The sequence below is a fragment of the Shewanella sp. BJSY2023SW007 genome, from assembly GCF_047314525.1.
In the GTDB taxonomy this organism is placed as follows: domain Bacteria; phylum Pseudomonadota; class Gammaproteobacteria; order Enterobacterales; family Shewanellaceae; genus Shewanella; species Shewanella chilikensis.
In genome coordinates, this window is sequence record NZ_JBKORL010000096.1 from 79,525 (window position 1) to 104,030 (window position 24,506).

The 24,506-nt window shown below is 55.5% G+C and carries 17 protein-coding genes; 9 read left to right on the forward strand and 8 right to left on the reverse strand.

Going from position 1 to position 24,506, the window contains the following annotated elements:
* Positions 1–76 precede the first annotated feature (76 nt).
* Entirely contained in the window at positions 77–997 is a 921-nt protein-coding gene (locus tag ACMHXE_RS16995) for an alpha/beta fold hydrolase (protein ID WP_101053988.1), read from the forward strand.
* On the opposite strand, the gene ACMHXE_RS17000 is transcribed toward ACMHXE_RS16995, so the two are convergent.
* Positions 964–3,378 (reverse strand): PilZ domain-containing protein, encoded by a 2,415-nt coding sequence (locus ACMHXE_RS17000; protein WP_413732866.1) that lies wholly within the window; start codon positions 3,376–3,378, stop codon positions 964–966. The two genes, ACMHXE_RS16995 and ACMHXE_RS17000, sit on opposite strands and share 34 nt — an antisense overlap.
* A 167-nt stretch (positions 3,379–3,545) precedes the next feature.
* Between ACMHXE_RS17000 and radA the strand changes: the two genes are divergently transcribed.
* Entirely contained in the window at positions 3,546–4,910 is a 1,365-nt protein-coding gene (gene radA / locus ACMHXE_RS17005; RefSeq protein ID WP_039033655.1) for a DNA repair protein RadA, read from the forward strand.
* Between the two features lie 91 nt (positions 4,911–5,001).
* Here the strand turns inward: radA and ACMHXE_RS17010 are convergent, their stop codons facing one another.
* A complete protein-coding gene (locus ACMHXE_RS17010) occupies positions 5,002–5,370 on the reverse strand; it encodes a PilZ domain-containing protein (protein ID WP_101053997.1) in 369 nt (122 codons plus the stop codon).
* 147 nt (positions 5,371–5,517) lie between these two features.
* On the opposite strand from ACMHXE_RS17010, the gene torR reads away from it, so the two are divergent.
* Positions 5,518–6,228: a two-component system response regulator TorR gene (torR, locus tag ACMHXE_RS17015; RefSeq protein WP_071238053.1), complete on the forward strand. Its 711-nt coding sequence runs from the start codon at positions 5,518–5,520 to the stop codon at positions 6,226–6,228.
* Here torR and torT read toward each other — a convergent pair.
* A complete protein-coding gene (torT, locus tag ACMHXE_RS17020) occupies positions 6,218–7,243 on the reverse strand; it encodes a TMAO reductase system periplasmic protein TorT (protein ID WP_215774485.1) in 1,026 nt (341 codons plus the stop codon). The genes torR and torT overlap by 11 nt on opposite strands.
* 181 nt (positions 7,244–7,424) lie before the next feature.
* Between torT and torS the strand changes: the two genes are divergently transcribed.
* Positions 7,425–10,295 (forward strand): TMAO reductase system sensor histidine kinase/response regulator TorS, encoded by a 2,871-nt coding sequence (gene torS / locus ACMHXE_RS17025; RefSeq protein ID WP_413732869.1) that lies wholly within the window; start codon positions 7,425–7,427, stop codon positions 10,293–10,295.
* A gap of 206 nt (positions 10,296–10,501) precedes the next feature.
* Here torS and torD read toward each other — a convergent pair whose 3' ends face one another.
* From torD to ACMHXE_RS17045, 4 genes are all read right to left on the reverse strand, one after another.
* Positions 10,502–11,131, reverse strand: a complete 630-nt coding sequence (gene torD / locus ACMHXE_RS17030; RefSeq protein WP_101054006.1) for a molecular chaperone TorD — start codon at positions 11,129–11,131, stop codon at positions 10,502–10,504.
* Positions 11,132–11,202: 71 nt separating this feature from the next.
* A complete protein-coding gene (torA, locus tag ACMHXE_RS17035) occupies positions 11,203–13,692 on the reverse strand; it encodes a trimethylamine-N-oxide reductase TorA (RefSeq protein WP_101054010.1) in 2,490 nt (829 codons plus the stop codon).
* A 12-nt stretch (positions 13,693–13,704) separates the two neighbouring features.
* Positions 13,705–14,883, reverse strand: coding sequence for a pentaheme c-type cytochrome TorC (gene torC / locus ACMHXE_RS17040; RefSeq protein ID WP_101054012.1), 1,179 nt, complete (start codon positions 14,881–14,883; stop codon positions 13,705–13,707).
* A gap of 20 nt (positions 14,884–14,903) precedes the next feature.
* On the reverse strand, positions 14,904–15,056 hold the full coding sequence (locus ACMHXE_RS17045; RefSeq protein ID WP_025009952.1) for a nitrate reductase: 153 nt from the start codon (positions 15,054–15,056) through the stop codon (positions 14,904–14,906).
* A 355-nt stretch (positions 15,057–15,411) separates the two neighbouring features.
* Here ACMHXE_RS17045 and ACMHXE_RS17050 point away from each other — a divergent pair, with 355 nt between their 5' ends.
* Complete coding sequence (locus ACMHXE_RS17050; RefSeq protein WP_404829479.1) at positions 15,412–16,764, forward strand: NCS2 family permease; 1,353 nt, start codon at positions 15,412–15,414, stop codon at positions 16,762–16,764.
* 161 nt (positions 16,765–16,925) lie between these two features.
* Here the strand turns inward: ACMHXE_RS17050 and ACMHXE_RS17055 are convergent, their stop codons facing one another.
* A complete protein-coding gene (locus ACMHXE_RS17055; protein ID WP_025889427.1) occupies positions 16,926–17,612 on the reverse strand; it encodes a SapC family protein in 687 nt (228 codons plus the stop codon).
* A gap of 624 nt (positions 17,613–18,236) precedes the next feature.
* On the opposite strand from ACMHXE_RS17055, the gene ACMHXE_RS17060 reads away from it, so the two are divergent.
* From ACMHXE_RS17060 to nagA, 4 genes are all read left to right on the forward strand, one after another.
* A complete protein-coding gene (locus tag ACMHXE_RS17060; protein ID WP_413732872.1) occupies positions 18,237–20,939 on the forward strand; it encodes a family 20 glycosylhydrolase in 2,703 nt (900 codons plus the stop codon).
* Positions 20,940–21,355: 416 nt separating this feature from the next.
* Complete coding sequence (gene nagK / locus ACMHXE_RS17065; RefSeq protein WP_335921759.1) at positions 21,356–22,303, forward strand: N-acetylglucosamine kinase; 948 nt, start codon at positions 21,356–21,358, stop codon at positions 22,301–22,303.
* Positions 22,300–23,298 carry an SIS domain-containing protein gene (gene nagB-II / locus ACMHXE_RS17070; protein ID WP_413732874.1) on the forward strand — a complete coding sequence of 333 codons (999 nt, stop codon included), beginning with the start codon at positions 22,300–22,302 and terminating at the stop codon, positions 23,296–23,298. The genes nagK and nagB-II overlap by 4 nt, the downstream gene beginning before the upstream one ends.
* A 49-nt stretch (positions 23,299–23,347) precedes the next feature.
* Positions 23,348–24,493, forward strand: a complete 1,146-nt coding sequence (gene nagA, locus ACMHXE_RS17075; RefSeq protein WP_413732876.1) for an N-acetylglucosamine-6-phosphate deacetylase — start codon at positions 23,348–23,350, stop codon at positions 24,491–24,493.
* Positions 24,494–24,506 lie beyond the last annotated feature (13 nt).

Consider the following 24,506-nt stretch of genomic DNA (forward strand, 5'->3'; position numbering starts at 1 on the left):
AACTAGAGTGATTGCTCTTGTTTTTATGACCGGGATTCATTAGCTTTTGCTATAGAACCCGGTGACGACACACTCCATGGAAACTGTACAGCAATCAATCTTTCTGCCTTATCGTGATGGTGAACTGCATCTTCGCAAAATTTTTCCCGCAGCCGGCTTTCGGCATCAGATCCCGATTTTGATGTTGCATGGTGCCATGTCCAATGGCCGGGTGTTTTACAGCAGCAGAGGCCGAGGGCTGGCGCCTTTTCTGGCTCAGGCGGGCTTTACCGTTTATGTAATGGATAGTGCAGGTCGTGGCCTCAGCACGCCTAAGCTGGCGCGCGGGTTTGAGCTTGGACAAGGTGAGGTCATCCGTGAACAACTGCCCTTGGTGCAACAATATCTGCTTAAGGCCGAGTCTCTGGACAAGCTGCATTGGTGCGCCCATTCCTGGGGCGGGGTGCTGATGGCCAGCGCCTTGGCACGGTTTCCTGAACTGCAAGCGTCGGTGGCATCACTGCTAACCTTTGGTAGCAAGCGCACCATAAGAGTCAGGTCATTGAAAAAGTGGTTGATGGTGGATCTGGTTTGGAACCGCTTGGCTCCCGGCATTGCTGCCGGTCACGGCTATCTCGCAGCCGACAAGTGGCGCATGGGCATGGATAATGAGAGCCGGGCTTCGCTGCAGCAGAGCATAGATTGGGTGCGCGGTGATTGGATAGATCATGACGATGGTTTCGATTATGGCCGGGCTGCCGCCAAAGCCACTTGGCCCAAGAGTTGGTTTATCGCCGGACAGAATGACACTGTACTCGGTAATCCAGAAGATGTGCTGGATATGATGGCCGAATGCGGCTTGCAAAATAGTCGCTTTACCTTGCTGTCACGGGAAAACGGCAATCGCCACGACTATGGTCATGCGGATATGCTGACCCATGTGGATGCACCAAACGATCATTTCAACAAGGTGCTCGCCTGGTATCAGGGTTTTGAGCTTTCCAGCGTCAGTGACTGAGCCTCTGGATTTAATTCCGGGTAGCGCAGCAAGACCTCGCTGGTGATCTCCAAAAACTCGCCGACACCCACTACCCGCCACAGCATCTCTTCGAGCTTCTTGGCCTTGTGCTTGGCATGGACACCTATATATTCCAGCTCGCGGCAGATATAGCCCAGATCCGGCTTACCGGCGGCGCCGCGATAGACCTTTAAGGCCATAAAGCTGCCGAGCGACTGCGCCTGACGGATAAAATCCACTTGGGCCTGACGCTCCGCCAGTTCATGGCGGGTAGTGCAACGCAGCCGCAACTGGCCGCTGGATTGGCGTACCAACTGCACAAAGACTTCGAAGCTGTCCATGGTCATCTGCGGCTTCATCGCCCGTATCGGGCCGATAAAGTCGCGCTTCAGCCGGCCGTCATGCAGTAAAGGTTCGAGATTGAACTGTAACTGCTCAGCGCTGCTGTTGGCGAACAAGTCGCTGACGGCATCCGGCTCTACGCCTACCCCCAGCGCCGACAAACGGAAAGACTTGACGGTTTTTTCCACAAGGAAAGGCACTGAATGCAGTTTGCGCATCAAGAGGTTTTTCATTCCTTCAGCCAGTTCTTTGACCTCAGAGTTATCCTCTGTCAGTTGTTGCAATTTCTCGCGGTTCTGCGCTATCAGCCGATGCAAAAACTCCACGCCCGGATGAGGCGTGTGACCCATCACCGCCGCCAGATGCAGGGTGACACCGTTTTTACGACTGCGCACCAATCGATAGGGCAACGCCTGAAGTTTGGCCTTGGGCGCCAGTGCCTGCAGCTTGGGAAAGCTCAGCAGTAGCGGCTCCTTGGGATTGAGAGTCGCGTTTTCATCCAGATTCAGCTGCAGGCCACGACTGGAAATATCATGGGTGATCCCTGTGTATTGCTGTTTGCCCTGACTGATGTTGACCAAGGTCTTGAAGGAGAACCTGGCTTCCTGGCGCCGTTCGCTGAAATACATGGACACCAATCGGATACTGTTGGTGGTAATTTTGGCTTGGCCGAAACGCTTGAGCTCATTGGCATCCATCTTGAACGGCCAGCGACGATACTCTTCGGCGGCCTGTTCGTCGGTCACATCCATCAGTTGCAGTATGTGGCTGTATTTTTGCAGCTGTTGCTCTGTCAGCGCCGAGTAGTTGCTGTCATCGCCCGGTAGCATGGAGGCCTTATAGGAACCCTGGTGGTCTATGGCGTCCAGACTCACCTGGATAACCTTCCAACTGCCCTTGGTGGCACCAAAACCCAAAAACAGAGGTTGCAGGCGGCTTTTTTTCAGTTCGCTGAGGCTGGCTGAGTAGAAGTAGAGTTGACCACGGGCGTTATAGGTAAAGCTGAACAGCAATCTGTGGTCGGCGTTGCCCGGCTCGGCGAGCATGGCCACCAGTCTCTGCTTGCTCAGCAGTCCCGGCAATTGGTTGATATCGGCTTCATCGAGGAAATCGTGCAACAGTGCCTGATTGTCCCTACTCAGCAGCAGAGCACCAATAGCAGGATTGCCTTGGCTGTCCTGTTCGATAAACAGCGGCAGGTGCGGCAGATGGGCCAAGTAATGGCGCTCGAACCCCAGTCCTGTTGCTGTTGTCAGTACATCGTTGACATCCACCTTGTAACGGAACTTATAACCGCGAATAAGGTTGGCAAGTAGCTCGGAGAGCTGCTTACTGCCGCCGATGCGTTTGAGCCGCATCCAGCAGGTGTCTTGCTCTGTCTGGGCATCGACTATCTGGTAGTCGACCCCGAGTTGCAGATCCCGGTAATAGTATTCATCGCTGAGATCCAGCAGCTTGACCCGCAGCGGCCGGTTAAGATCTAAGTTATGTCTGGCGGGCAGACGCACTCTGGCGCCACCGACGGAGAGATCTGCGGTATTGCCGCGCACCTCCTCTCTGCCGGCTTGGGAAACCGATATCTTGATGCTGTAGTTCATCCGCTCTTCACTGCGGTTGAAGTAGCGCCCCAGCACAATCCCGGGTACCAGATAGGGATTCCCCTGTCCTTCCTGATTGCGGGGCGTTTGCTGCAGCCGTTGGCGGCGCTGGTGATGAGCCTCCATCACCTGTTCGTATACCCCCATAGTGTATTGGTTGCGGTACAGCGCCAGTGCGGCATCAAAGGCCTCTTTGGCCGGGACATCGAGGAAGTGGCGTTGGTCGGCAAAGTGATACTCCTGGCAGGGCAGTTCCGACTTGTCTCTGAGGTCAATAATCCTCAGGCAGGGGGAAGCCAGGCGCTGGATTTCCATTTTCAACAGAAAGCGGGTCGAGTTGGACTCTTCTGCGGTGAGCTGCAAGAAGATCTCACTGAAGTCCGGCTCCATCATCAGGGGCTTGAGTTGTTCAATCAGGGCGCTGTGGTGATCTGGACTCATGGACTCGCTCTTTAAGGGGTGCTTATTCTTGTGCTGACTGTTAGTCTTATGTCGGCCCGGCTTTGGGAAGCTTGAACCCAATTCGGGATTATTACTCTGAAAGTATCACTTTGAAAGTGCAATTATTTTAATTAACTATTACAGATTTTACACAAGTTTGAACCCAGATGGCGAAGAATAAAACAGCATACGTGTGCAACGAATGTGGCCAGGACTTTCCCCGTTGGCAGGGGCAGTGCAGTGCCTGTCATGAATGGAATACCATTACCGAAGTCAGGCTGGGGGCGGCTACACCATCCCGGGGCGGTCAGTTCAGTGGTTATGCCGGCGCCGGTGCCAGTGAGATCCAGACGCTGGATCAGATAGATCTCAACGAAGTGCCAAGGATCCCCAGCAGCTTTATCGAATTTGACCGAGTGCTCGGTGGCGGCATAGTCGCCGGCAGTGCCATCCTGATTGGCGGGCATCCGGGCGCAGGCAAGAGTACCTTGCTGCTGCAGACTTTATGTCAGTTGGCCGAGACCATGCCGGCTCTCTATGTGACCGGCGAGGAATCTTTGCAACAAGTGGCGATGCGTGCCCATCGTTTGGGCCTGCCCACAGGGCGCTTGAAGATGTTGTCCGAAACCAGTGTCGAGACCATCTGTACTGTGGCACTGCGGGAGAAGCCCAAGGTCATAGTAATAGACTCGATTCAGGTGATGCATATCAGCGATGTGCAGTCCTCCCCCGGCAGTGTGGCCCAGGTTCGTGAGTCGGCCGCCTTTCTGACCCGTTTTGCCAAGCAAAACGGTATCGCCATCATCATGGTCGGCCATGTTACCAAAGACGGCTCTCTGGCCGGCCCCAAGGTGTTGGAGCACTGCATAGATTGCTCTGTGATGTTTGAAGGGGACAGCGATAGCCGCTACCGCACCCTGCGCTCGCACAAGAACCGCTTTGGCGCCATCAATGAACTGGGGGTGTTCGCCATGACGGAGCGGGGGCTCAAGGAAGTGGCCAATCCGTCGGCGATATTTCTGTCTCGCGCCGATGAAGCCGCCTCCGGCTCCTTGGTGATGGTGGTTTGGGAGGGCACCCGGCCGCTGCTGGTGGAACTGCAGGTGTTGGTGGACAGCTCGGCACTGTCGCATCCGCGGCGGGTTGCCGTGGGGATGGATGCCAACCGTTTGGCTATGTTGCTGGCGGTAATGCATCGTCATGGCGGCTTACAGATGTCGGATCAGGATGTATTTGTTAACGTGGTCGGTGGTGTCAAGGTGACAGAAACCAGCGCCGATTTGACTCTGTTGCTGGCCATGGTTTCCAGTTTCCGTGGTGATATTCTGCCCAGGGATCTGGTGGTGTTCGGTGAAGTGGGCCTTTCCGGCGAGATACGTCCTGTGCCCAATGGTCAGGAGCGTTTGGTGGAAGCAGCCAAGCATGGCTTTACCCGGGCGATAGTGCCCAAGGCCAATATGCCGAAAAAGCCGCCTCAGGGGATGCAGGTGATAGGGGTGAGCAAACTCAGCGAGGCACTCGGGGCTTTGTGATTGCTATGTGAGCGCTATGTGATTGCTATGTGAGTCATAGCCCGGCAAGCAGGGCTATTGCCGCCCTGTGACCTGTGAAGCAGGAGCCGCTTCAGCGGCTCTGTTCATGTTCGGCGATAAACTGTTCCAATTCGCGGTGCAGCAGTGAGGCATCACCAAGATTCAGCTCCAATAGCCTTCTTAAGTGACTGATACTCTCAATATCGATAAGGGCGCACTTGAGGCCCAAGAGGCCGTTGCGGCGATGCACGACGTCAGCCTCCATGCACAGTTCTACTTCGGACTGGGGTAGGCAAAAACTCAGCGCCAATACACCTTCTGGAGCGAAATCGGCAGGTTCTTCCACCATGGCGCCATTGAGACAAAGATCCAGCAAATGGGTGCTCCATACCTTGTTATCGCAGCTCAGCTGGGCATCTATGGTAAACAGGATCCGTGAAAACTTGCGCTTTTCATCCATACTCAGTCCTTTAATTTTTGATTCGTCCTTATTGTAGCCACATAAAAAGCGCTTGGCACCGAACTCAGGTCAAATATCTATCCGCTACAGACAAAATATGAAAAATTGTGAATAATGGCCTCTATCCCAGCCGGTTGGAATACAAGTATGGCATACCGCATATTGATAGTGGACGATGAAGCTATCATTCGGACTCGTTTAAAAGGCTATTTTGAAAAAGATGGTTACCAGGTGATGGAAGCCGCCGACGGTGAGCAGATGTGGCAGCAACTGCAACAACAGCATGTGGATCTGGTGATGCTGGATATCAATATGCCGGGGGATGATGGCCTGATGCTGACCCGTGAGCTGCGCAGCCGCTCAGATGTGGGCATTATTCTGGTAACCGGCCGGGATGAGGCGATAGATAAGATAGTGGGCCTGGAGATGGGCGCCGATGATTATGTCACCAAGCCGTTTGAGTTTCGCGAGCTCAGGGTCAGGGTCAAAAACCTGCTCTGGCGCATCTCTCTGGTGAAGAAGGCTCAGCAGCAAACGGCTGAGCAATTGTCGCGCTCGGACGACAATCTCTATTTTGAGGGTTATCACCTGCAGCTCAACAGTCGTCGCTTGAGCCTGGATGGGCAAGTTATCAAGTTGACCAAGGCCGAGTTTGAGCTGCTGGTGGCTTTTGCCCTGCATCCGCAGCAGGTGCTCTCGAGAGAGCGCTTGATGCAGCAAACCAGCCACAGGGATCAGGATGTCAACGACCGCACCATAGATGTGATTATTCGGCGCTTGCGCAGCAAGCTGAGTCCAGAGCTGTTTGTCACTGTGCATGGTGAAGGTTATCTGTTTGCCGCCGATGTCAGCGACTGAGTTCTGAGCCCTTGGCTTCCACTCTGTATACCGGATAGAAATCCGCCGGGGCCAAACTGTCATCCAACTGCATGTTTTTGAGGTTATCCGGGCGCAACTGCAAAATTGCCGGGCCTATATCACCAAACGCCTTTTCTCCCTGCAACAGCCTGACGGCGAGATCGACCGCCAGTCGCCCCTGTAGTACAACTCTGTCATCATTGGCATAAGCGACCTTGTTGCGCTTGAGCCCTCGCAGTATATCCGGCGACAGATAGCTGCTCACCAGCGCCAATTGGTTGGTCAGGCTTCTCTGCCTGAGAGTGCCCATGGCGGCTTCAATAGCAACGGCACTGCCGAGCAAGGCTTGCGGCAGCGGCTGCATGTTTTGATTGAGCAACAGATTGAGCTGATCCCGGTAGAGATTACGGTTGTTGTCGGCATGCATCACGGCCACAATCTCCACCTGGCTGTCTTGCAGTGCTTGTTTGACACCTTTTTCCACCAGATCGGTACCGCCACGGCCTTCGGGGCCCGCCAGCATAGCCAGGCGTTTGTGCGGGGTAGATGCGAGATACTCACCGATCAGATAACCCATCTGATACCAGTTGACTCCTATATGGGTTTGTACCCGGTGGTCAGCCAACTGATTCACCAGCGCCAACACAGGCTTGGTCAGCTCAAGCGTATGGCCCTCAAGCAGGTGTGGGCTGACGGCGCCGAGCAAAATCGCATCGGCATCACCATCGAGGCAGGATTTGAGTTGTGCCAACTGGGTCTGGTTGTTGCCATAGCCGCCGGCTTCATGGAGTTCCAGCCCGAGCCCCAAGGCTTGGCTCTGTTTTGCCAAGCCATAGTCAATCCCTATCCAGTAAGCATCTTTCAGATGCGGCACCAAAGCGCACAGTTTCCAGGGTTTATTGGCTTTGGTGAGTGGCGTGTGGGTCAGAGGACTGGCCTGCTGGATTGCTTCGTTGAAAGGACTGCGTTGCTCCAGCTCCCAGGTTTCATTGGCCAGTGCGGCAGGGATAAACATCAGCAGAGCCAATAACCACAGCAGCAGTCTTTTAGTTGCAGGCAACACAGCCTCGAACTGGGTGGCAAATTGGCTCATGGGGAAGATCCTGATATATGATGCAAGTATTCTACCATAGCATTCCTGCTGGATGTTTGAGTGAGTCAATGCCTATGCGAACCAGTATCAACAAGGATAACAAGTGAGACCTTTATCTTCATGGCTTAGCAGCCTGACCGGCCGTCTGATGCTGGCGTTTTGTTTGTTGGCGCTGCTGCTGTTATTACTGGTGACTCTGGGCAACTTGAGCCTCTACTGGGTCAAGGGCGCCGACAGTTTTCTTTATGAGAAGGCCTTGCCCGCATCAGAAGCCGCGCGGCAGCTATCGCAATCGGCCACCTCGCTGGCAGAGAATGCCCAGCGCCTGGGCACGGCTGCCGATGAAAAACAGCGCCAATATTTGGGGCGCCGTCTGTCGCTAGAAAGCAATCGCATGTTGGCGGCGATTGCGACCCTGGAGCAGTTGGCGGTGCCGGATTCAGCCAATCTGAAACAGGCGGCGGCCACCATTATCGCTGAGCTGACCTTACTCGGCGAGCAGACGGGGGAGCGGCTTGAGCGTACCCAAGCGCTGAAACAGAAAGGACTTTTATTGGTACAGGCTTCCAAGCAGGCCGACAATCTGCTGCGCTCCGAGCTGGCGGTGCTGGACTCAGTCATTATTGCCAAGCTAAGCCAGATTCCGGGGGCGGCGGCAGTGGATGACATTATAGAGCTGGATCTCAGCAGCGCCGAGCAGCTCAACCGCGCCCTGAAACTGACTCATAAGATAGCCTTGCTCGGGCAGATATTTGCAGCGGCCGATGCGCCGCAAGACTTGGTCGGTGCCATCAATCAGGCGCCGTTGACCGATGATGCCCTGTCCCCGGGATTGCTCAAGCGCATTCCCGTGGCCGATTTGGTTCGGGACCCCGGTAGAGCCGAGGCGCTCGAGGCCGAATTTGCTCGTCTTGATCAGGTGACTGCCGGCCAACAATTGGCCGAAGCGATATGGCAGTTGCAGCAGCAACTGGAGCAAAGGCAACTGGTGATTTCGGATAACCTCAAGTCGATGGAGCAAACCGTGGATGCCGCCCTCGAGGGCCAGCAGCAACAGCTGAGTTTGGCCAGACGTGACTTTTTGGGGCAGCTCAATTGGGCCAGCGCCGGGCTCTGGGGAACGGGCGCCTTGATGTTACTGCTGATCCTGTTTGTCAGTTGGCAGGTTATCTATAAGGGTATCGCCCGGCGTTTGAGCGATGCTACCCAGGCTCTCAGTCGCCTGAGTCTTGGCGATACCAATGTTAGCATACGCTCTTACGGTGATGATGAACTTACCGCCATGGCCTCGGCGCTGGAAGCCTTCAAACAGAAAACGGCCCATAATCAAAAGTTGCAGCAGGATCTGCAACGCACCGCTGCCGAGTTGACCGAGCATAAGCTGGCGCTGGAGCGGAAGGTGGCCGAGCGAACCCGCGAGCTCGCCCAGACCAACGCCCAGCTGGAAGAGGCCAGTCAGGCCAAGTCGCTGTTTTTGGCCACCATGAGCCACGAAATACGCACGCCGCTTAACGGCTTGCTAGGCACCCTGAGTCTGCTGGGGCAGGCGGAGTTACCCGCCAAGGCGCGGCAGATGTTGGCGCTGTCCCAGTACAGTGGCACTCAACTGCAAACCGTGCTCAATGACATCCTCGACTTCTCCCGTCTGGAGCAGGGCAGGCTGATCAATGAGCCAAGGGCCGTGGAGTTGCCGGCACTGCTCAACGAAGTGACCGCCATCATGTTGGCCGGGGCCAATCTTGCCGGGCTTGAGCTCAGGCTGTTAAAGCCGGAATTGCCCGAATGGGTCTGGCTAGATGGGCCCAAGCTCAGGCAGGTACTGTTTAACCTTCTGGGCAATGCGATCAGGTTTACCACCAAGGGCAGTGTGACTCTGGAGGTCAGTATTGAAGGTGCGCGCCTGTGCTTCAGCGTGACTGACACAGGTATCGGCATCCGCCCCGAAGCCATGGCGCATCTGTTTACTCCCTATGCCACAGAGGCGACCCATGCCAGTGCCAGGGGAACCGGGCTTGGGCTGAGTATCAGCCGTGACCTGGTGCAACTGATGAATGGCCGTGAGAGTGGGGATGCTCCCGCCATCGAAGTCATCAGTACGCCGGGGCAGGGCAGCCGTTTCAGTTTCAGTGTGCCGCTTCAGCCCTGTGAGCAGGGGGAGCAACAATCGAGTAGCCTGCCACAGAGTGAAATCGCCAAGCGGGTGCTGCTGGTGGAAGATAATAGGGTTAATGCCTTGGTGGCTCAGGGCTTTTTGGCGCATCTTGGGCATGAGTCACTCTTGTGTGTCAGTTTGGCAGAGGCACGGAGGGTGTTGCTTGATAACACGTCAGGCCCATTCGATGCCGTGATGCTGGATTTACAGCTGAGTGACGGCTCCGGCAGTGAGCTGTTGCCTGAGCTAAGGCAACAGCTGGGCACCAAGGTGCCGATTGCCGCCTTTACCGCCCAGTTGCAGACTCAGGATATGGCTGATTACCAGGCCATGGGCTTTGATATAGTCCTGGGTAAGCCCTTGGGATTGCAGGCTCTGGCCAACTGGCTCGGGGTTGTCTCCGGCTCGAATCAGAGCGATGAGTGCCCTAAGGAAGAGGACTCTCAAGCGCCGGGCCTTAGATCCCGCAATACGGACAACGCCCAATGGCTGGCGCTGGAGCAACTTGAGCAGGACCTGCAGGTGCTCGGCAAGGCCACTTTGCTGGAGATGCGGCAACAGTTTGTGGACAGCAGTGATGCGCAGCTGCAAGCTTTACAGGCGGCAGATGGGCAACGGGATATCATGGCCGCCAAGCTGCACGCACTCAAGGGCAGCAGCGGTAACATGGGGCTTGAAGCGCTGCACTTGCGCTGCGCCGCACTGGAACAGTCCATCAAGGCTGGCAAACCTTTACGCGACGAGGAACTCACTGAGCTGACAGATTGCGTAGCGGCATCGTTGCTGGCGCTCGATAACTGGCTTGAGCAGCAATCAGACTAAGACGCTTTTTTACCTGGGGTTTAAGCGCTGAAGACAGGAAGCGCTGCATTTACCGGCTGCTGAAGATATAGAAAGGGCGCCACTCGTTACTTGAGTTGGCGCCCTTTGCCCCTTTGACTCCTTAACCCTTTAACCCTTTGATTAGGGGGGCTGTGTTACGTTTGATTCAGGCAAGTACTTGTTAGCTCTTGTCTAAATCGCCTTGCTCAGTGCGCTGCGGCGCCTTTCAGCCATTCGGCATCACTTTGAACAAAGGCCAGGGTCAGGCGCGCGAGCGCGGCATAAAAACCGCCGCGATCGCATTCGGTCACCCGCTGACAAAATGGTTCCAACCAACTGAGCAGGCACTCTTGCAGAAACTCCTGTTGCGTTGATGCCGAGGCGTTCAGACACAGATGAGCCTGGTATGCCAGAATCACCGCCAGGTGGTCGGCGGGCTCGGGGAAGTCACCGCTCAGCTGCAGCTGGCTTCGCTGCAAAAAGGCCAGCATCTGTTGATGCTGCTCACCAAACAGGGTGACATCCTCATCCGCTTGCAGATAGAGGCCGGCATAGGGCGAAGCGCTCTGTTTACTGCCCACCAGAAACAGCCCGCAAAAGTCTGCCGCTAGCTCCAGCAGCGCCTTGTCTCTGTCCTGCATCCAGGCAATCGCCAGCAGTTTTTGCTCCATCAGCTTGGCTGCTTGCTTGAGGGCGGGATCGCTGCCCAGCTGTTGCCAGAAGGCCTTGCTTTCCGGCGCCGTCAGTTGGCTGAGGCGCTCGGCATTCAACTCGCGGGCGAACAGGCCCGAGAGGAAGTTGTACAGCATGGCTCTGCCTTGATTTAACTGTTCCATTGGCTTACCTCAGTTATCTGCGATTAGTGATGGTGCGAATAAGTCCTCGTGGGACTTGTTCGCACCTTCCCTTAGATTGTTATCTCAATTGGCCCATCGAAGGAGGATACCTTGGGCGCCTTACCGGTGAATTTTTCAAACTCCACCTGGCAAGTGTAGGCCGAGCAGGCCTGCGCCAGCTTGGAGGTACCTATATCCTGAGTCAGGGTATTGGGGTCACCATAGCTGCACAGGGCACCGATTTCGGCGCCGCCTTCGACGCTGCCATCTTTGCCGACCGGCCCATACCAGGCACCTTCATGGATCCGGATAACCCCTTTGGGGAAACGGCCGGAGACGACGGCACCGGCTAGCAGCTGGCCACGGTCGTTGAACACCCGCACCAGATCGCCGTCTTTGATACCGCGGGCCCTGGCATCTTCAGGGTTAATGTAAACTGGCTCACGCCCCTGCACCGTATAGGTTTCGCGATATTCCTTGGACTCACACATCTGTGAGTGCAGGCGCTTGTCCGGGTGGCAGGACTGCAGCCAAACCGGGTACTTATCGCTGCCTGGACCGCCATGGCTGCGCTCGGATTTTTCCATCCAAACTGGGTGGCCCGGGCAGTCATCATAACCGAACTGGGCAATCTTACGGCTGAAGATTTCAATCAGGCCGGAAGGAGTACCCAAGGGGTTAATCTCAGGATCCTCACGGAAGTCGGCGTGTCTGACCCAGTTTTGCCCTTCACCGAAGTGCACATAACCCTGCTTCCAGAACTCGTTGAAGTCCGGCATGGCAAACTTGCCCTGGTTGGCGGCCTTACACTCGTTGTAGAGTTTTTCCAGCCATTCCATTTCGGTTAGCCCGCGGGTGTATTCCTTCTCTTTGCCGAGTATTTTGGCAAAGCGGGTGAATATCTCAAAGTCCGACAGACTTTCAAACAGCGGCTCAACCATCTTGTGCATCGCCAGAATACCGCGGCCGGCGTAGGCACCGTAGACATCGATATCGTTGCGCTCCATGGTGGTACAGGCGGGCAAGACTATGTCTGAGAAGCGGCAGGTGGCGGTCCAGTTCACATCTATGGAGACCACGCATTCCAGCTTGCGGAATGCCTGCTTCATACGGTTTCTGTCCTGATGGTGGTTCCAGGGGTTGTTGCCCGAGAATACCATCATGCGGATATCCGGATAGGTAACCTTGCTGCCGTTGGCATCAATAGTCTTGCCGGGTTCCAAAATGGCATCTATCCAGCGGGCGACCGGAATAGTGCTGCTGGCGCCCTTGAAGTCGTTGTTGTCGAACAGTGGCTTTTGGCCTTCGTCCAGGTTGCGCGGGAAGGCGCCCGGTGCGGCGGCACCTGTGGCGGGTACGCCGATACCTGAGTAGTGGTGACCATAGCTGATACCACCGCCAGGCAGGCCTATCTGGCCTATCATGGTGGCCAGTACCGCCGCCATCCAGTAAGGCTGCTCACCGTGTTGCTGACGCTGAATACACCAGCCCATCATGATCTGGGTACGGCCCTTGGTCAGGGTACGGGCCAGATCGCGGATGACTTCAGCCTTGACGCCACAGATGGCTTCGGCCCATTCCGGAGTCTTGGCGATGCCGTCTTTGTCACCCAGGAGGTAGGGCAGGAACTCTTCAAAGCCCAGGCTATAGCCTTCGATAAATTTGGCATCGTGCAGCTTGGCTGTGTACATCTCATGGGCGATACCCAACATCAAGGCCACGTCTGTTTGTGGGTTGACATACAGCTGCTCACAACCCAGATAGGCCTGGGTCTTGGTTTCGACCGGATCTATGCTGATCACCCGGATCTTACCGGCTTTGACCTTTTCCTTGAGCTGCGCCAGATAGGCGAAGGACTCGTGGGTTTCGGCGTTCCAGCCCACCTGCAGGTTTTTATATGGATCGTTGGACCAGAGCACTATGGTATCGCTGTGCTCGAGGATCAGCGGCCAGGAGGTGCCTTGAGCGTACACTTCGGTAGAGCCCAGCACATAAGGCATAATCGTTTGCCCGGCGCCGGTGGAGTAGTCGCCCACTTTCTTGACGAAGTTGCCGTGCATGGCAATGGCGCGCTGCATATGGCTGGTGCTTGAGTGCAGCTGTCCGGTGGCTCGCCAACCGGTTTGTCCGGCGTGCAGGCCAGATGGGCCGTACTGGGTTTGAATGATATCCAGCGACTCCTTGAACAGAGTCAAGGCCTTGTCCCAGGTGACACGAACGAAACGGAAGTCGCCGCGTTCATGGGTATTGCTCTTGTGTCCCTTGAGCAGGAAGTCGAGCCGCACCATGGGGTAACGGATCCGTGATGGGTTATAGACCAGGCCACGGATACCGCGGATCATGTCGGTGGGATACTTGTCGTACTCCAGTGGTTTGACTTCGGCAATAACCCCGTTGCGGCGCTTGATACGAAATGCACCGAAGTGGGAGCCTGTGGTCAGCCAGGCGTCACCGTCATCCATCCCCTTGGCCAGCGCCGACAGGGGAGCGAGTACCGAACTGCTTCCGGCAACCACAACGGAAGTGGAGGCCAGGCCTTTTAAAAAGTCTCTTCTGTTCATAACGCCAACCTCTTAGTGCTCTTCTTTGCTGAAGGTGGAAGAATGTTGTTGCAGGTATTTCTGCACCAGTGCCTGGGTGTCCTGATCCATGTTGACGAAGGCCAACATCCCCTGGAACATGCCCGGCCAGGTGTTGGCATCAAAGTGATGCTCATCGGGCTGGGTGTGACAGACACTGCAGCTAGAGGCATAAGTGCTGCGGGCATAGCCCCAGAGTGGTGCCAGTTCGGTCAGCAGATAATCGCTGTCGGTCCAGATCTCGGCTTCCACACGCTGCCACTTGAGGCCAGTCATGGGATCTTCTTTCTCTTCAAAGGTCTTGATCACCCCGTCGGTTTCGGCAGCGGCCTTGGTCAGTTGAGCCGAGAGGATATTGATACCGAAGTCCATGTAGATCACCCGGCCGGCACCTATCTTTTTACGCCAGCCATCGATGGCGATTTTGACCCGCTTGCCCTTGAGCTCCAACACCTTGATTTCGGTGGCCACGTTCAGAGTACCGGCTTCTTCCGTGCTCTTGTCATCCAGATACAGAGGCTTGGTCAAGGCGCTGAAATATTTGCCGCCCTGTTGCAGGGAAGTCTCACCCGAACCCACTTCGGCAATCAGTTCCGGGGCTCTGGCCGTACCCATATCAGGCAGCTTGTGAGCTATGCCTTTGTGGCAATCGATGCAGGACTGATCTTTCTCGGCCGCTTGTTTCATCTGTTTTTGCGCCAGGGCTGACATCTCGTCCCATTTCATTGACTTGTAGTCATGGCAGTTTTTACAGGCCTGGGAGTTGTCACGGGCAAAGCGTTTCCATTCACGGCTGGCCATTTCCAGACGCTTGGCTTCAAATTTTTCCGGAGTGTTGACCGTTTGGAACAGCCAGCCCCAGACATCGTGAGAGGCTTCCATCTTACGGGCTATCTTGCGGCTCCAGTCGTGGGGCACGTGGCAATCAGGGCAGGTTGCCCGCACGCCGGAGTGATTCGACCAATGCACAGTTTGCTGCAGCTCTTGATAGGGATTGCTCTCCATCGAGTGGCAACTGATACAGAAGGCCTCAGTGTTGGTGGCTTCCAGCGCCGTGTTGAAGCCGCCCCAAAAAACAATGCCCATGATAAAGGCCGACAGGCTGATGGCGCCCAGGCTCAGGTACTTGGTCGGGCGATTGAGAGTACGCCAGATTGCTATTAACCGTTTCATCTATTCAATCCTCTCTTGTATCAGTGACTGGCGACGCCGCCGAGGGCCAGCATGATCCAGATGATCAGGCCATAGAGGCTGATACCTGTGATGGTCAGGGCCGGAAACAGCATGAAAATAATCAGGCCGTGGGCCATAAGTTCCTGTTTTTTGCTTGATGTGGACTCAGACATAGTGATTGCTCCAACGCAGCAGGGTTTGCTTGATGGGGCCACTATAGGGAAAGGATGTGAATGACGATTGCGCTGCCAATGAATGGGATTTGAGTAAATATGAAAAGTTATGAACAACTGCATATTCAGGATGAGCCACAGATCCCGAAATCTTTTTAGCCGGGGGCGCCAATTTGCAGTATTATCCGCGACCAACAAAGGCTGCGTTGGACATCGTTTGACGATAATCCTTGGTGCCCACCACCTGCAGGTCACGTTTTGTTGTGGATCTCTCACCCGCCCAGCGGGGCTCTCACCTGCCGTAGCCGGCGTCATCTGACCCGAATAAAGAGATCAAAAAGGTAGAATAATTATGATGTCTTCAAAGACAAGTACCGCTGTACCTACTACATCATCATGGCTGGAACGCTTCTTCAATATCAGCGCTCGTGGCAGCACAGTCCGCCAGGAAGTGATCGCCGGTTTGACCACGTTTCTTGCCATGGTTTACTCAGTTATCGTTGTCCCCTCCATGTTGGGAAAGGCCGGGTTTGATCCTGGCTCCGTATTTATTGCCACCTGTCTGATTGCCGCCTTCGGCTCATTGCTGATGGGCCTGTGGGCCAATCTGCCGATGGCGATAGGCTGCGCCATCTCACTGACTGCGTTTACCGCCTTCAGTCTGGTGCTGGGGCAGGGCATGAGCCTGCCTGTCACCCTGGGAGCGATTTTCCTTATGGGTATCGTCTTTACCCTGGTGAGCGTTACCGGCGTTCGCCAGTGGGTGCTTGCTAACCTGCCCAAGGGGATTGCCCATGGTACAGGGATAGGTATCGGCCTGTTTTTGCTGCTGATCGCCACTAACAGTGTGCAACTGATTGTGGCCAATGATACCGGTTTGCCGGTCAAGCTCGGCGACATCCACAGCCTGCCGGTGATCGCCACTGTCGTGGGGCTGGCTGCCACTATCGGACTCGAGCGTCGCCGGGTGCCGGGCGGCATTCTGTTGGTGATCATCGCTCTGTCAGTGTTTGGTTTGCTGTTTGACCCCAATGTGGAGTTCAAAGGCGTGTTTGCCATACCCGACTTAGGCGCAGAAGGCTCTTTGATTGGCCAGCTGGATATCATGGGGGCCCTTAACCCTGTGGTGCTGCCGATAGTGCTGGCGCTGGTGATGACGGCCATCTTCGATGCCACAGGCACCATAAGAGCCGTGGCCGGACAAGCCAATCTGCTGGATAAGGACGACAACATCATAGGTGGCGGCAAGGCGCTGACCTCGGATTCTGTCAGCTCTATTTTCGCCGGTCTGGTGGGCGGCGCACCTGCCGCTGTTTACATTGAATCGGCCGCCGGTACTGCCGCAGGCGGAAAAACAGGCCTGACCGCCACTGTGGTGGGTGTGCTGTTCCTGCTGATGATCTTCCTGGCACCCCTGTCTTATTTGGTGCCAGCCTACGCCACGGCGCCTGCGCTCATGTATGTGGGACTGCTGATGTTGTCCAATGTCACCAAGCTGGACTTCGATGACAAGGTGGACGCCATGGCGGGACTGACTTGCGCGGTATTCATCATACTCTCCTGCAACATAGTCACAGGCATTATGCTGGGGTTTGCAACTCTGGTCATCGGCCGTATCTGCAGCGGTGAGTGGCGCAAGCTCAAGCCAGGTGTATTGGTTATCACCATAGGCCTGGTGGTGTTCTATATGGGCGGCTGGGCCATCTAATCTTGAGGTTCAAGCTTTAGACTTGGCTTCGAGGGCTGACAAGGCCTTGCTTGTTGGCGCTTTTAATTCCCTACAGGGCATACTGACCCTGATCCAATAAGGCGGCCAAGCATCACTGCTTTGGCCGCCGTTTTTATTGCCCCGGAATAGGGATGAGTGGATTAATCCAGCAGCAAGTCGATTTGGTTCAGCGAGCACAGGTGAGCATAAACCGGTGAGTAGACGCCGCGCTTGGCAAATTCCAGTTTAACCTCATCGCTCAGGGCATTGAGTTTTTGCTCGTCGACGATATAGAGGCCATCTATATTGCTCTTTTCACCCTGTTTGTTGGTTACTGTCAGAGTCTTGGGTTGCAGTAATTCATGGCTGGTCAGGGTCTTGACGAACTGCTTGGTGATTTCACGGTACTCAATCAGGTTGCCGATAAATTCGATGCGGTTTTTCAGGAATTCTGTCTGCTCACCGGTTTCGGTAAACAGAGCTTCGCCCTTGTCTTCGCTGACATGCTTGCTGTTGACATCGATACCGATAAGGACATTTTCCTGGCTGGAGTCTCCGGCGGCAAAAGGCTGCATCCGGCACTGCATTGGCAGGTAACGTCGGGTCCAGGTGTTGTCCTTGATAAAGCAGTTGCTCTCAGGCTTCAGAGAGGTGATGGCAACCGGCTGGAAATCTCCACTTTGGCTGTTCTTGGCGAAAATGATCGGGAAACTGGTGGCGGCAGGCAAAAATTCCTGCACCAGCAAAGGCAACATATGGTGCTTCTCAAATTCGCTGAAATCTATGCCTGGAGTGACTTTCAGAGCCTTGTGTGCGCCGTTGTTGAGCGGGACGTATTGTGCTGTCATTGTCTTTTTATCCTTGTTGTTATTTGAGGTTCCGTCAGCCAATCAACTGACGCACCGGAAAATAAATCGTCACTGAAATATCGGCGCCAGAACCGCTTCTTCGGTTGTATTAGTACCGCAAACCAGTAAAAAGTTCAGCTTGAGACTTATTGGCTTGTGACCCCAAGCATGCTGCGGATGTTAACAGTGGTCAAACTGGATGTCATTGTTAAAAATATGTTCGCAAGCGCTGTTTTCAAGGGGGCTTGGGAAAATAAAAATTGTCAAAAAAATGTAGAAATAAGGTTTGTACTTGTGTATGTTTACCGATGACAGCGTTGTCATTGTTTGTGTGACTATTGTTTTCATGGCCATGTTGTCTTGTAAGGTCTGCATGTCGAGGATGAGGTCTCCTTTACATGCCTTCCACAGTTGAGTATCTGTCGGGCGGCTGCGCAACTGTGTTTTCAATACTGTAGTCTCTCCCCGGAAACTAGAGTGGGCTGGGTGCTGATTTCAGTACCTGGCCATTTTTTTATCCCGGTTGTCACTCAACATAGCTTGTTGAGGTGACAGCCACTGCTTGAGTCGACAGGGAATATGGCATCATGGTGAAAACAATAATAAGGACAGGAGAGTAACGGAATGAAGTTAACTATCGCGGCGTTAGCCATTGCCTTGAGCTTGGGGCTGACGGCTTGTTCTGACAAGCCGCCGGCAACCGGGACTGAACCAGGGCAGAGCCAAGCCGGTTCTTCGTCAAAAGCCTCGAGTGAAGATCTGACTCAGAATAAGCTGCATAGCTTTGCCCAGAGTTTGCAGCTGAAATATGCCGTGCTGTCCAATGTGCCGGATGACAACTGCGACCCGAGCCGCGCCGAAGGCCGCTGTTTCCAGGCGCAAATTCGCCTGACTCCGAGCCAAGATTTCAGTGCTTCTGACTGGGCCATCTATTTTAGCCAGATGCGTCCGGTACTCTCGGTTGCCTCACCTGAGTTTCATATAGAGCATATTCAGGGCGATCTGCATCGTCTGACGCCAACCGCCGCCTTCGCCGGTTTCAAAAAGGGTGTCAGCGAAATCATCAATTTTCGCGGTGAGCTGTGGCAGCTGTCGGAAATCGATGCCATGCCCAACTATTACATGGTGGTTGAGGGGCTCAAGCCGGAGGTCATCGCCAGCACTGAAGTTAAGCAAGACCCGGATACCGGGCTTGAGTTGCTTCCCTATGTGCAGCCTTACACGGATGCCGAAAAACAATATCGTCGCAGCTCACAGGATAGGCTGCCCTGGGATACCGCCAATGTCGTCTTCGGCCAAAATGCCGATACTCCCGATGATGCCGGCCTTGCGGTGGCAAGCCTTATTCCTAAGCCGGATTCAGTGACTTGGCTTGACCAAACACCTGTCACCCTCAATGCCGGGATTAAGCTTAACCCGAGCCACATAGCTACCGGCGTCGAGCTGCAATCACTCGAGGCGGCGCTCTTGCGCCTACAAAGGCTGGGTGTAAGCCAGAGCGAGCAAGGGTTGGCGCTTAACTTGCTGCCTCTTGAGGAAGGGCAAAGCGAGCACTATCGACTCGAGATTGAGGCCGGCGGAATTAACCTGGCCGCCGCAGACGCCGCGGGTTACTCCTATGGCTTGGCGAGTCTTGCCGCCTTGCTGCAGTTGCCTGCCGATGATACCCAATCAATAGCACTGCCACAGCTGCGCATTCAAGACGGCCCCAGATACCCGTTTCGCGGCATGCATCTGGATGTTGGCCGCAACTTTCACTCCAAGGCGTTTGTGCTGAGCCTGCTGGAGCAGATGGCGGCCTATAAGCTCAACGTATTGCATTTGCACATGGCCGACGATGAAGGCTGGCGCCTGCAGATCCCCGGCTTGCCGGAGCTGACCGAGATTGGCAGCAAGCGTTGCCACGATCTCGACGAAAACCGCTGTTTGCTGCCGCAACTGGGCAGTGGCCCCAATCCTGAGACTCAGGTCAACGGGTACTACACGACCCAGGACTATATAGACATTCTCAAGTTTGCCGCCGCAAGACAGATCCAGGTGATCCCGTCGATGGATATGCCGGGGCACTCCCGCGCCGCTATTAAATCGATGCAGGCACGTAGCCGCAAGCTATTGGCTCAGGGCGACAGTCAGGCCGCCAGCCAATACCTGCTGGCGGATCCCGAGGATGCCACTGTTTACAGCTCCATTCAGTATTACAACGACAACACGCTCAATGTCTGTATGGAGTCCAGTTACACCTTTGTCGCCAAGGTGATAGATGAAATTGCCAAGCTGCATCAGGCCGCCGGAGTACCGCTTAAGCGCTACCACATAGGTGCCGATGAGACCGCCGGTGCCTGGCTCGACTCGCCGGCCTGTGAACGCTTTATTGCGGCCAATTCGCAGCGGGTGGCCGACAAATCTGCCCTCGGCGCCTACTTTATTGAGCGGGTATCGCAGATGCTGGCCGAGCGCGGCATAGAGGCGGCCGGTTGGAGCGATGGCATGAGTCACGTCAACCCGGCCAATATGCCGAGCCCGGTGCAAAGTAATATCTGGGACATAGTCGCCCACGGCGGCTTCAAACGGGCGCATGCCCAGGCCAATCTCGGCTGGGATACTGTGCTGTCCAACCCGGAAGTACTCTATTTCGATATGCCGCCGGCGGCCGATCCGAAAGAGCCCGGCTATTACTGGGCCAGCCGCAGCAGCAACAGTCGCAAGTTGCACAGCTTTATGCCGGATAACCTGCCGGCCAATGCCGAGCAGTGGGGCGATATTGAGGCCAGGCCTTTTATTGCCGATGACACAGAGCAACTCAGCCCACAAGGAAAGCGTCTCAGCGGCCCAATGGCGCCGGGCAGGGGCTTTATTGGCCTGCAGGGGCAACTCTGGAGCGAGACGATTCGCAGCGACACGACCGCAGCCTATATGATTTTCCCTCGCCTCTTGGTTTTGGCGGAAAAGGCCTGGCATAAGCCGGACTGGGAACTGGCTTACCGGCATCAGGGGGCAAGTTACAGCCAGGATTCCGGTTACTTCGTTGCCGAGCAGCGACAGGCGCAGGCAGAGGATTGGCATCGACTGGCCAACATCCTGGGGCATAAGGAGCTGGCCAAGCTGGATAAGGCCGGGGTGCATTACCGTTTGCCGCTGCCGGGCGGCAGAATCAAGGATGGCAAGCTTGAGGCCAATATCATCTTTCCCGGGCTCAAGATCCAATATCGCCTACCAGGAGCTGAGTGGCAGGAGTATCGCGGCCCTGTGGCAATTGCAGCGCCGCTTGAGCTTCGCACTGTCTCACCCGATGGCCGCCGCTATAGCCGGGTTCAGCCACTGAATTAGTCTTTAAGCAGGTACTGATGTGGGCTGGCGTTAACAGATAACGCCAGCCACGCTGCCTGACTTATTTTAATGCCTGGTTTTAATACTTGAGTGGCGTTTAAAAGTGGTTAAGGAAGTCTGAGTCGCTCAAATATAGCGGCTTACTGAGTATTTATTGGTTAATTTTCAATATATTAATCAAGTCAAAGTCCTAGCCATGAGTCTATTGATTTCTGCTGATTAAAAATAAATGACAACGCTGTCATTTTTGATGTAACATTAGTTTAACCACATGGTTAACGATTGCTTTAACTTGAGTCCGCTCAGTGGAATGTCACCGGGGTTAATCCTGAAAGGCGCCTTACTGCAGCGATTTGTCAGTGTTCCGCCGCGCCAGATTGCGCCGTGACCATAAAAGAAACAGAAAGAGGTCTGCCATGGGGGGAAACCCGACACCGGATACACAAGTGTATATAGGGATAGACGGCGGCGGCAGTAAGTGCCGGGCAACCGTCTACTGCCGGCAAAAGGGGGTGCTGGGAACCGGAGTTGCCGGTCGGGCCAATCCTTTGCACGGTCTGAGCCAAACTTTCGACTCCATCATAATTGCTACAGGTTTGGCCCTGGCCGATGCCGGTCTGCAGCAAGCCGATTGCGCCAATATGGTGGCCGGTCTCGGGCTTGCAGGTGTCAATATTCCCAGGCTTTATCAGGAGATCCTCGATTGGCGGCATCCCTTTGGCGCCATGTACCTGACCACAGATCTGCATACCGCCTGCATAGGCGCCCACCAGGGGGAAGATGGTGCCGTCATCATCACAGGTACAGGCTCCTGTGGTTATGCCCATGTGGGTGAACGGCAATTGTCTCTCGGTGGTCATGGTTTTGCTCTGGGCGATAAGGGCAGTGGTGCCTGGATGGGCTTGAAAGCCGCGGAGCAGGTGTTATTGTCGCTCGATGGTTTTGCGCCGCAAACAGCCCTTGGCGCCAAACTGCTGGCCCATTTCGGGGTGACAGATGCCCTGGGGATAGTGGAAAACCTCGCCGGACGCTCCTCCAGTTGTTATGCCGCCCTGGCGAGAATAGTGCTGTCCTGTGCGGCTGAGGGCGATGATACCGCTACCGCTATTGTCAGCGAAGGTGCCGACTATATCAGCCGGTTGGCACGGCGCCTGTTTGAACTCAATCCGCCGCGATTTGCCATGATAGGCGGCCTGGCCGAGCCGCTCAGGCCCTGGCTGGCCGACGATGTGGTCGAACGAATCGCCCCCGTGTTGGCGCCACCGGAAATCGGTGCCGTGCACTTTGCCATGCACCAACACTCGCAATTTTCAGCCCGTCCGGCCGATGCCGGCGCATACGACTTAGCAAAGGTGAAACCATGACCCATACCATAATGGAGCGCGAGGCTCGCAGTGCTCCCGAGAAGATTGCCAACCAGTTGCAGGCCAATGACCAGTTAACCCGGAAACTGGGGCAGCGGCTGCGCGAGTTTGCTCCCAAGTTTGTGATGATTGTGGGTCGCGGCTCTTCCGATCACGCCGGGGTATTTGCCAAGTATCTGTTTGAAATAGAGGCCGGTGTGCCCACTTTTGCCGCCGCGCCTTCCGTGGCCAGTGTCTATGGCAAGCGCTTGCAGTTGGCCGGTGGTCTGGTGATAGTTATCTCTCAGTCGGGACGCAGCCCGGATATTCTGGCCCAGGCCAAGATGGCCCGCGAAGCCGGTGCCTTTTGCGTGGCGCTGGTCAATGATGAAACCGCCCCCATTAAGGACATAGTCGATCTTGTATTGCCGCTGCGCGCCGGAGAGGAGCAGGCGGTGGCCGCCACCAAGAGCTATTTGGCTACCCTGTCGGCGCTGCTGCAACTGGCCGCAGCCTGGACCCAGAGCCCTGAGTTGGCCCGCGCCATAGATGAATTGCCCCAGGCGCTGCAGTCGGCTGTGGATGCAGAACCGCAACTGACTGCCGAATCTTTGCAGCACAGCAACAACCTGGTAGTGCTGGGACGAGGACTGGGTTATGCCATCAGTAAAGAGATAGCGCTCAAACTCAAGGAAGTCTGTTCTATCCATGCCGAGGCCTTCTCCAGCGCCGAATTTCTCCACGGCCCTGTGACCCTGGTGGAGAACCAGCTCAAAATAGTCGATGTCTGTGTGGCCGATGAATCCTATGCCAGCCATCTTGAGCAGATAGCCGAAGTCGGGCGCCGAGGCGCTGAGTTGGTTCACCTCAAGCAAACCGCCAATGAGGTTCATCCCAGAGTCGCGCCTCTGGCATTGCTGCAGCGTTTTTATATCGATGTGGCCGCTGTGGCCATAGCCAGAGGCATAGATCCGGATCAACCGGCCGGGCTTAAGAAAGTCACCCAAACCCTTTGATTAAAGTGGCCGACGTGCCTAAACGGGACAACGCAGTGGAGAGTAGAGAATGACGCAAACCTTTATCGCCGAGCGCTTGTTCGATGGCAGGCAATATCATCACAATCTGAGCTTTGCCGTGGAGAACGGCCATCTGCAGGCCTTGGGCTCTGCGGCAGGTTCAGATGCTATCCGCCTGCAAGGCTTGGTTGTCCCCGGGTTTATTGATGTGCAGGTCAATGGCGGTGGCGGCGCGCTGTTTAACGGCGAGCCTATACTCGAGTGTATCGCAACCATAGGCCGGGCCCACGCCAGGTTCGGCACCACAGGCTTTTTGCCGACCCTGATCACCGACAGGCTCGAAGTGATGAACCGCGCGGCCGATGCGGTGGCCGAGGCGATAGCCAGGCAAAGCACAGGGGTGTTGGGGATACATTTTGAGGGGCCGCACTTGTCTGTGCCGAAGAAAGGCGTGCATCCACAGCAATATATCCGCCGAATTTCCGATGCCGAGCTGGCATTGTTCAGCCGTCAGGACTTGGGGGTTCGCTTGGTGACCCTGGCGCCGGAAAATGTGGCGCCTGAGGTTATCAGTGCCTTGGTCGAGGCTGGTGTCCGTGTTTGTCTAGGTCACTCCAATGCCGACTATGATACCGTGCGTTCGGCCCTGGCGGCCGGTGCCAGCGGTTTTACTCACCTCTACAACGCCATGTCGCCCTTGGGCTCCAGAGCACCGGGTATGGTGGGCGCCGCTATAGAGGACGAGGCCAGTTGGTGTGGCCTTATTGTCGATGGTCACCATGTGCATCCGGCCGCAGCCAAGGTGGCCATCCGCGCCAAGGTCAAAGGCAAGATGCTCTTGGTGACGGACGCCATGCCACCCGTGGGATTGGATCAAGATGCCAGTTTTGAGCTCTTTGGCCAGCAGGTGCTACGCCAGGGCGACAGACTCAACGCCATCACAGGAGAGCTGGCCGGATGTGTGCTGGATATGAATACTGCAGTGCGAAACGCTGTCTCTCTGCTGGGGCTCAGTGTTGAAGAATCGATGCGGATGGCGAGCGAGTATCCGGCGGCATTTCTTGGGCTTGAGCAGCAGGGCCACTTGGCTGCGGGCAAACGTGCCGATTTTCTGGTGCTCGATAATGAACTCAAGGTGCAAAGCACCTATATCGGCGGTCAATTGGTTTACGCCGCCGAGGAAAGAGTGCGCTGAAATAAGCCGTTGC

Excerpts from the sequence above, each read along its gene's own strand:
- torC (WP_101054012.1), bottom strand. The coding sequence starts at position 14,883 with ATGAAACGGTTAATAGCAATCTGGCGTACTCTCAATCGCCCGACCAAG.
- torA (WP_101054010.1), bottom strand. The coding sequence starts at position 13,692 with ATGAACAGAAGAGACTTTTTAAAAGGCCTGGCCTCCACTTCCGTTGTG.
- ACMHXE_RS16995 (WP_101053988.1), top strand. The coding sequence starts at position 77 with ATGGAAACTGTACAGCAATCAATCTTTCTGCCTTATCGTGATGGTGAA.
- ACMHXE_RS17010 (WP_101053997.1), bottom strand. The coding sequence starts at position 5,370 with ATGGATGAAAAGCGCAAGTTTTCACGGATCCTGTTTACCATAGATGCC.
- torT (WP_215774485.1), bottom strand. The coding sequence starts at position 7,243 with ATGTTTATCCCTGCCGCACTGGCCAATGAAACCTGGGAGCTGGAGCAA.
- ACMHXE_RS17045 (WP_025009952.1), bottom strand. The coding sequence starts at position 15,056 with ATGTCTGAGTCCACATCAAGCAAAAAACAGGAACTTATGGCCCACGGC.
- nagB-II (WP_413732874.1), top strand. The coding sequence starts at position 22,300 with ATGACCCATACCATAATGGAGCGCGAGGCTCGCAGTGCTCCCGAGAAG.
- nagA (WP_413732876.1), top strand. The coding sequence starts at position 23,348 with ATGACGCAAACCTTTATCGCCGAGCGCTTGTTCGATGGCAGGCAATAT.
- ACMHXE_RS17060 (WP_413732872.1), top strand. The coding sequence starts at position 18,237 with ATGAAGTTAACTATCGCGGCGTTAGCCATTGCCTTGAGCTTGGGGCTG.
- ACMHXE_RS17000 (WP_413732866.1), bottom strand. The coding sequence starts at position 3,378 with ATGAGTCCAGATCACCACAGCGCCCTGATTGAACAACTCAAGCCCCTG.
- radA (WP_039033655.1), top strand. The coding sequence starts at position 3,546 with ATGGCGAAGAATAAAACAGCATACGTGTGCAACGAATGTGGCCAGGAC.
- nagK (WP_335921759.1), top strand. The coding sequence starts at position 21,356 with ATGGGGGGAAACCCGACACCGGATACACAAGTGTATATAGGGATAGAC.
- torR (WP_071238053.1), top strand. The coding sequence starts at position 5,518 with ATGGCATACCGCATATTGATAGTGGACGATGAAGCTATCATTCGGACT.
- torD (WP_101054006.1), bottom strand. The coding sequence starts at position 11,131 with ATGGAACAGTTAAATCAAGGCAGAGCCATGCTGTACAACTTCCTCTCG.
- ACMHXE_RS17050 (WP_404829479.1), top strand. The coding sequence starts at position 15,412 with ATGTCTTCAAAGACAAGTACCGCTGTACCTACTACATCATCATGGCTG.
- ACMHXE_RS17055 (WP_025889427.1), bottom strand. The coding sequence starts at position 17,612 with ATGACAGCACAATACGTCCCGCTCAACAACGGCGCACACAAGGCTCTG.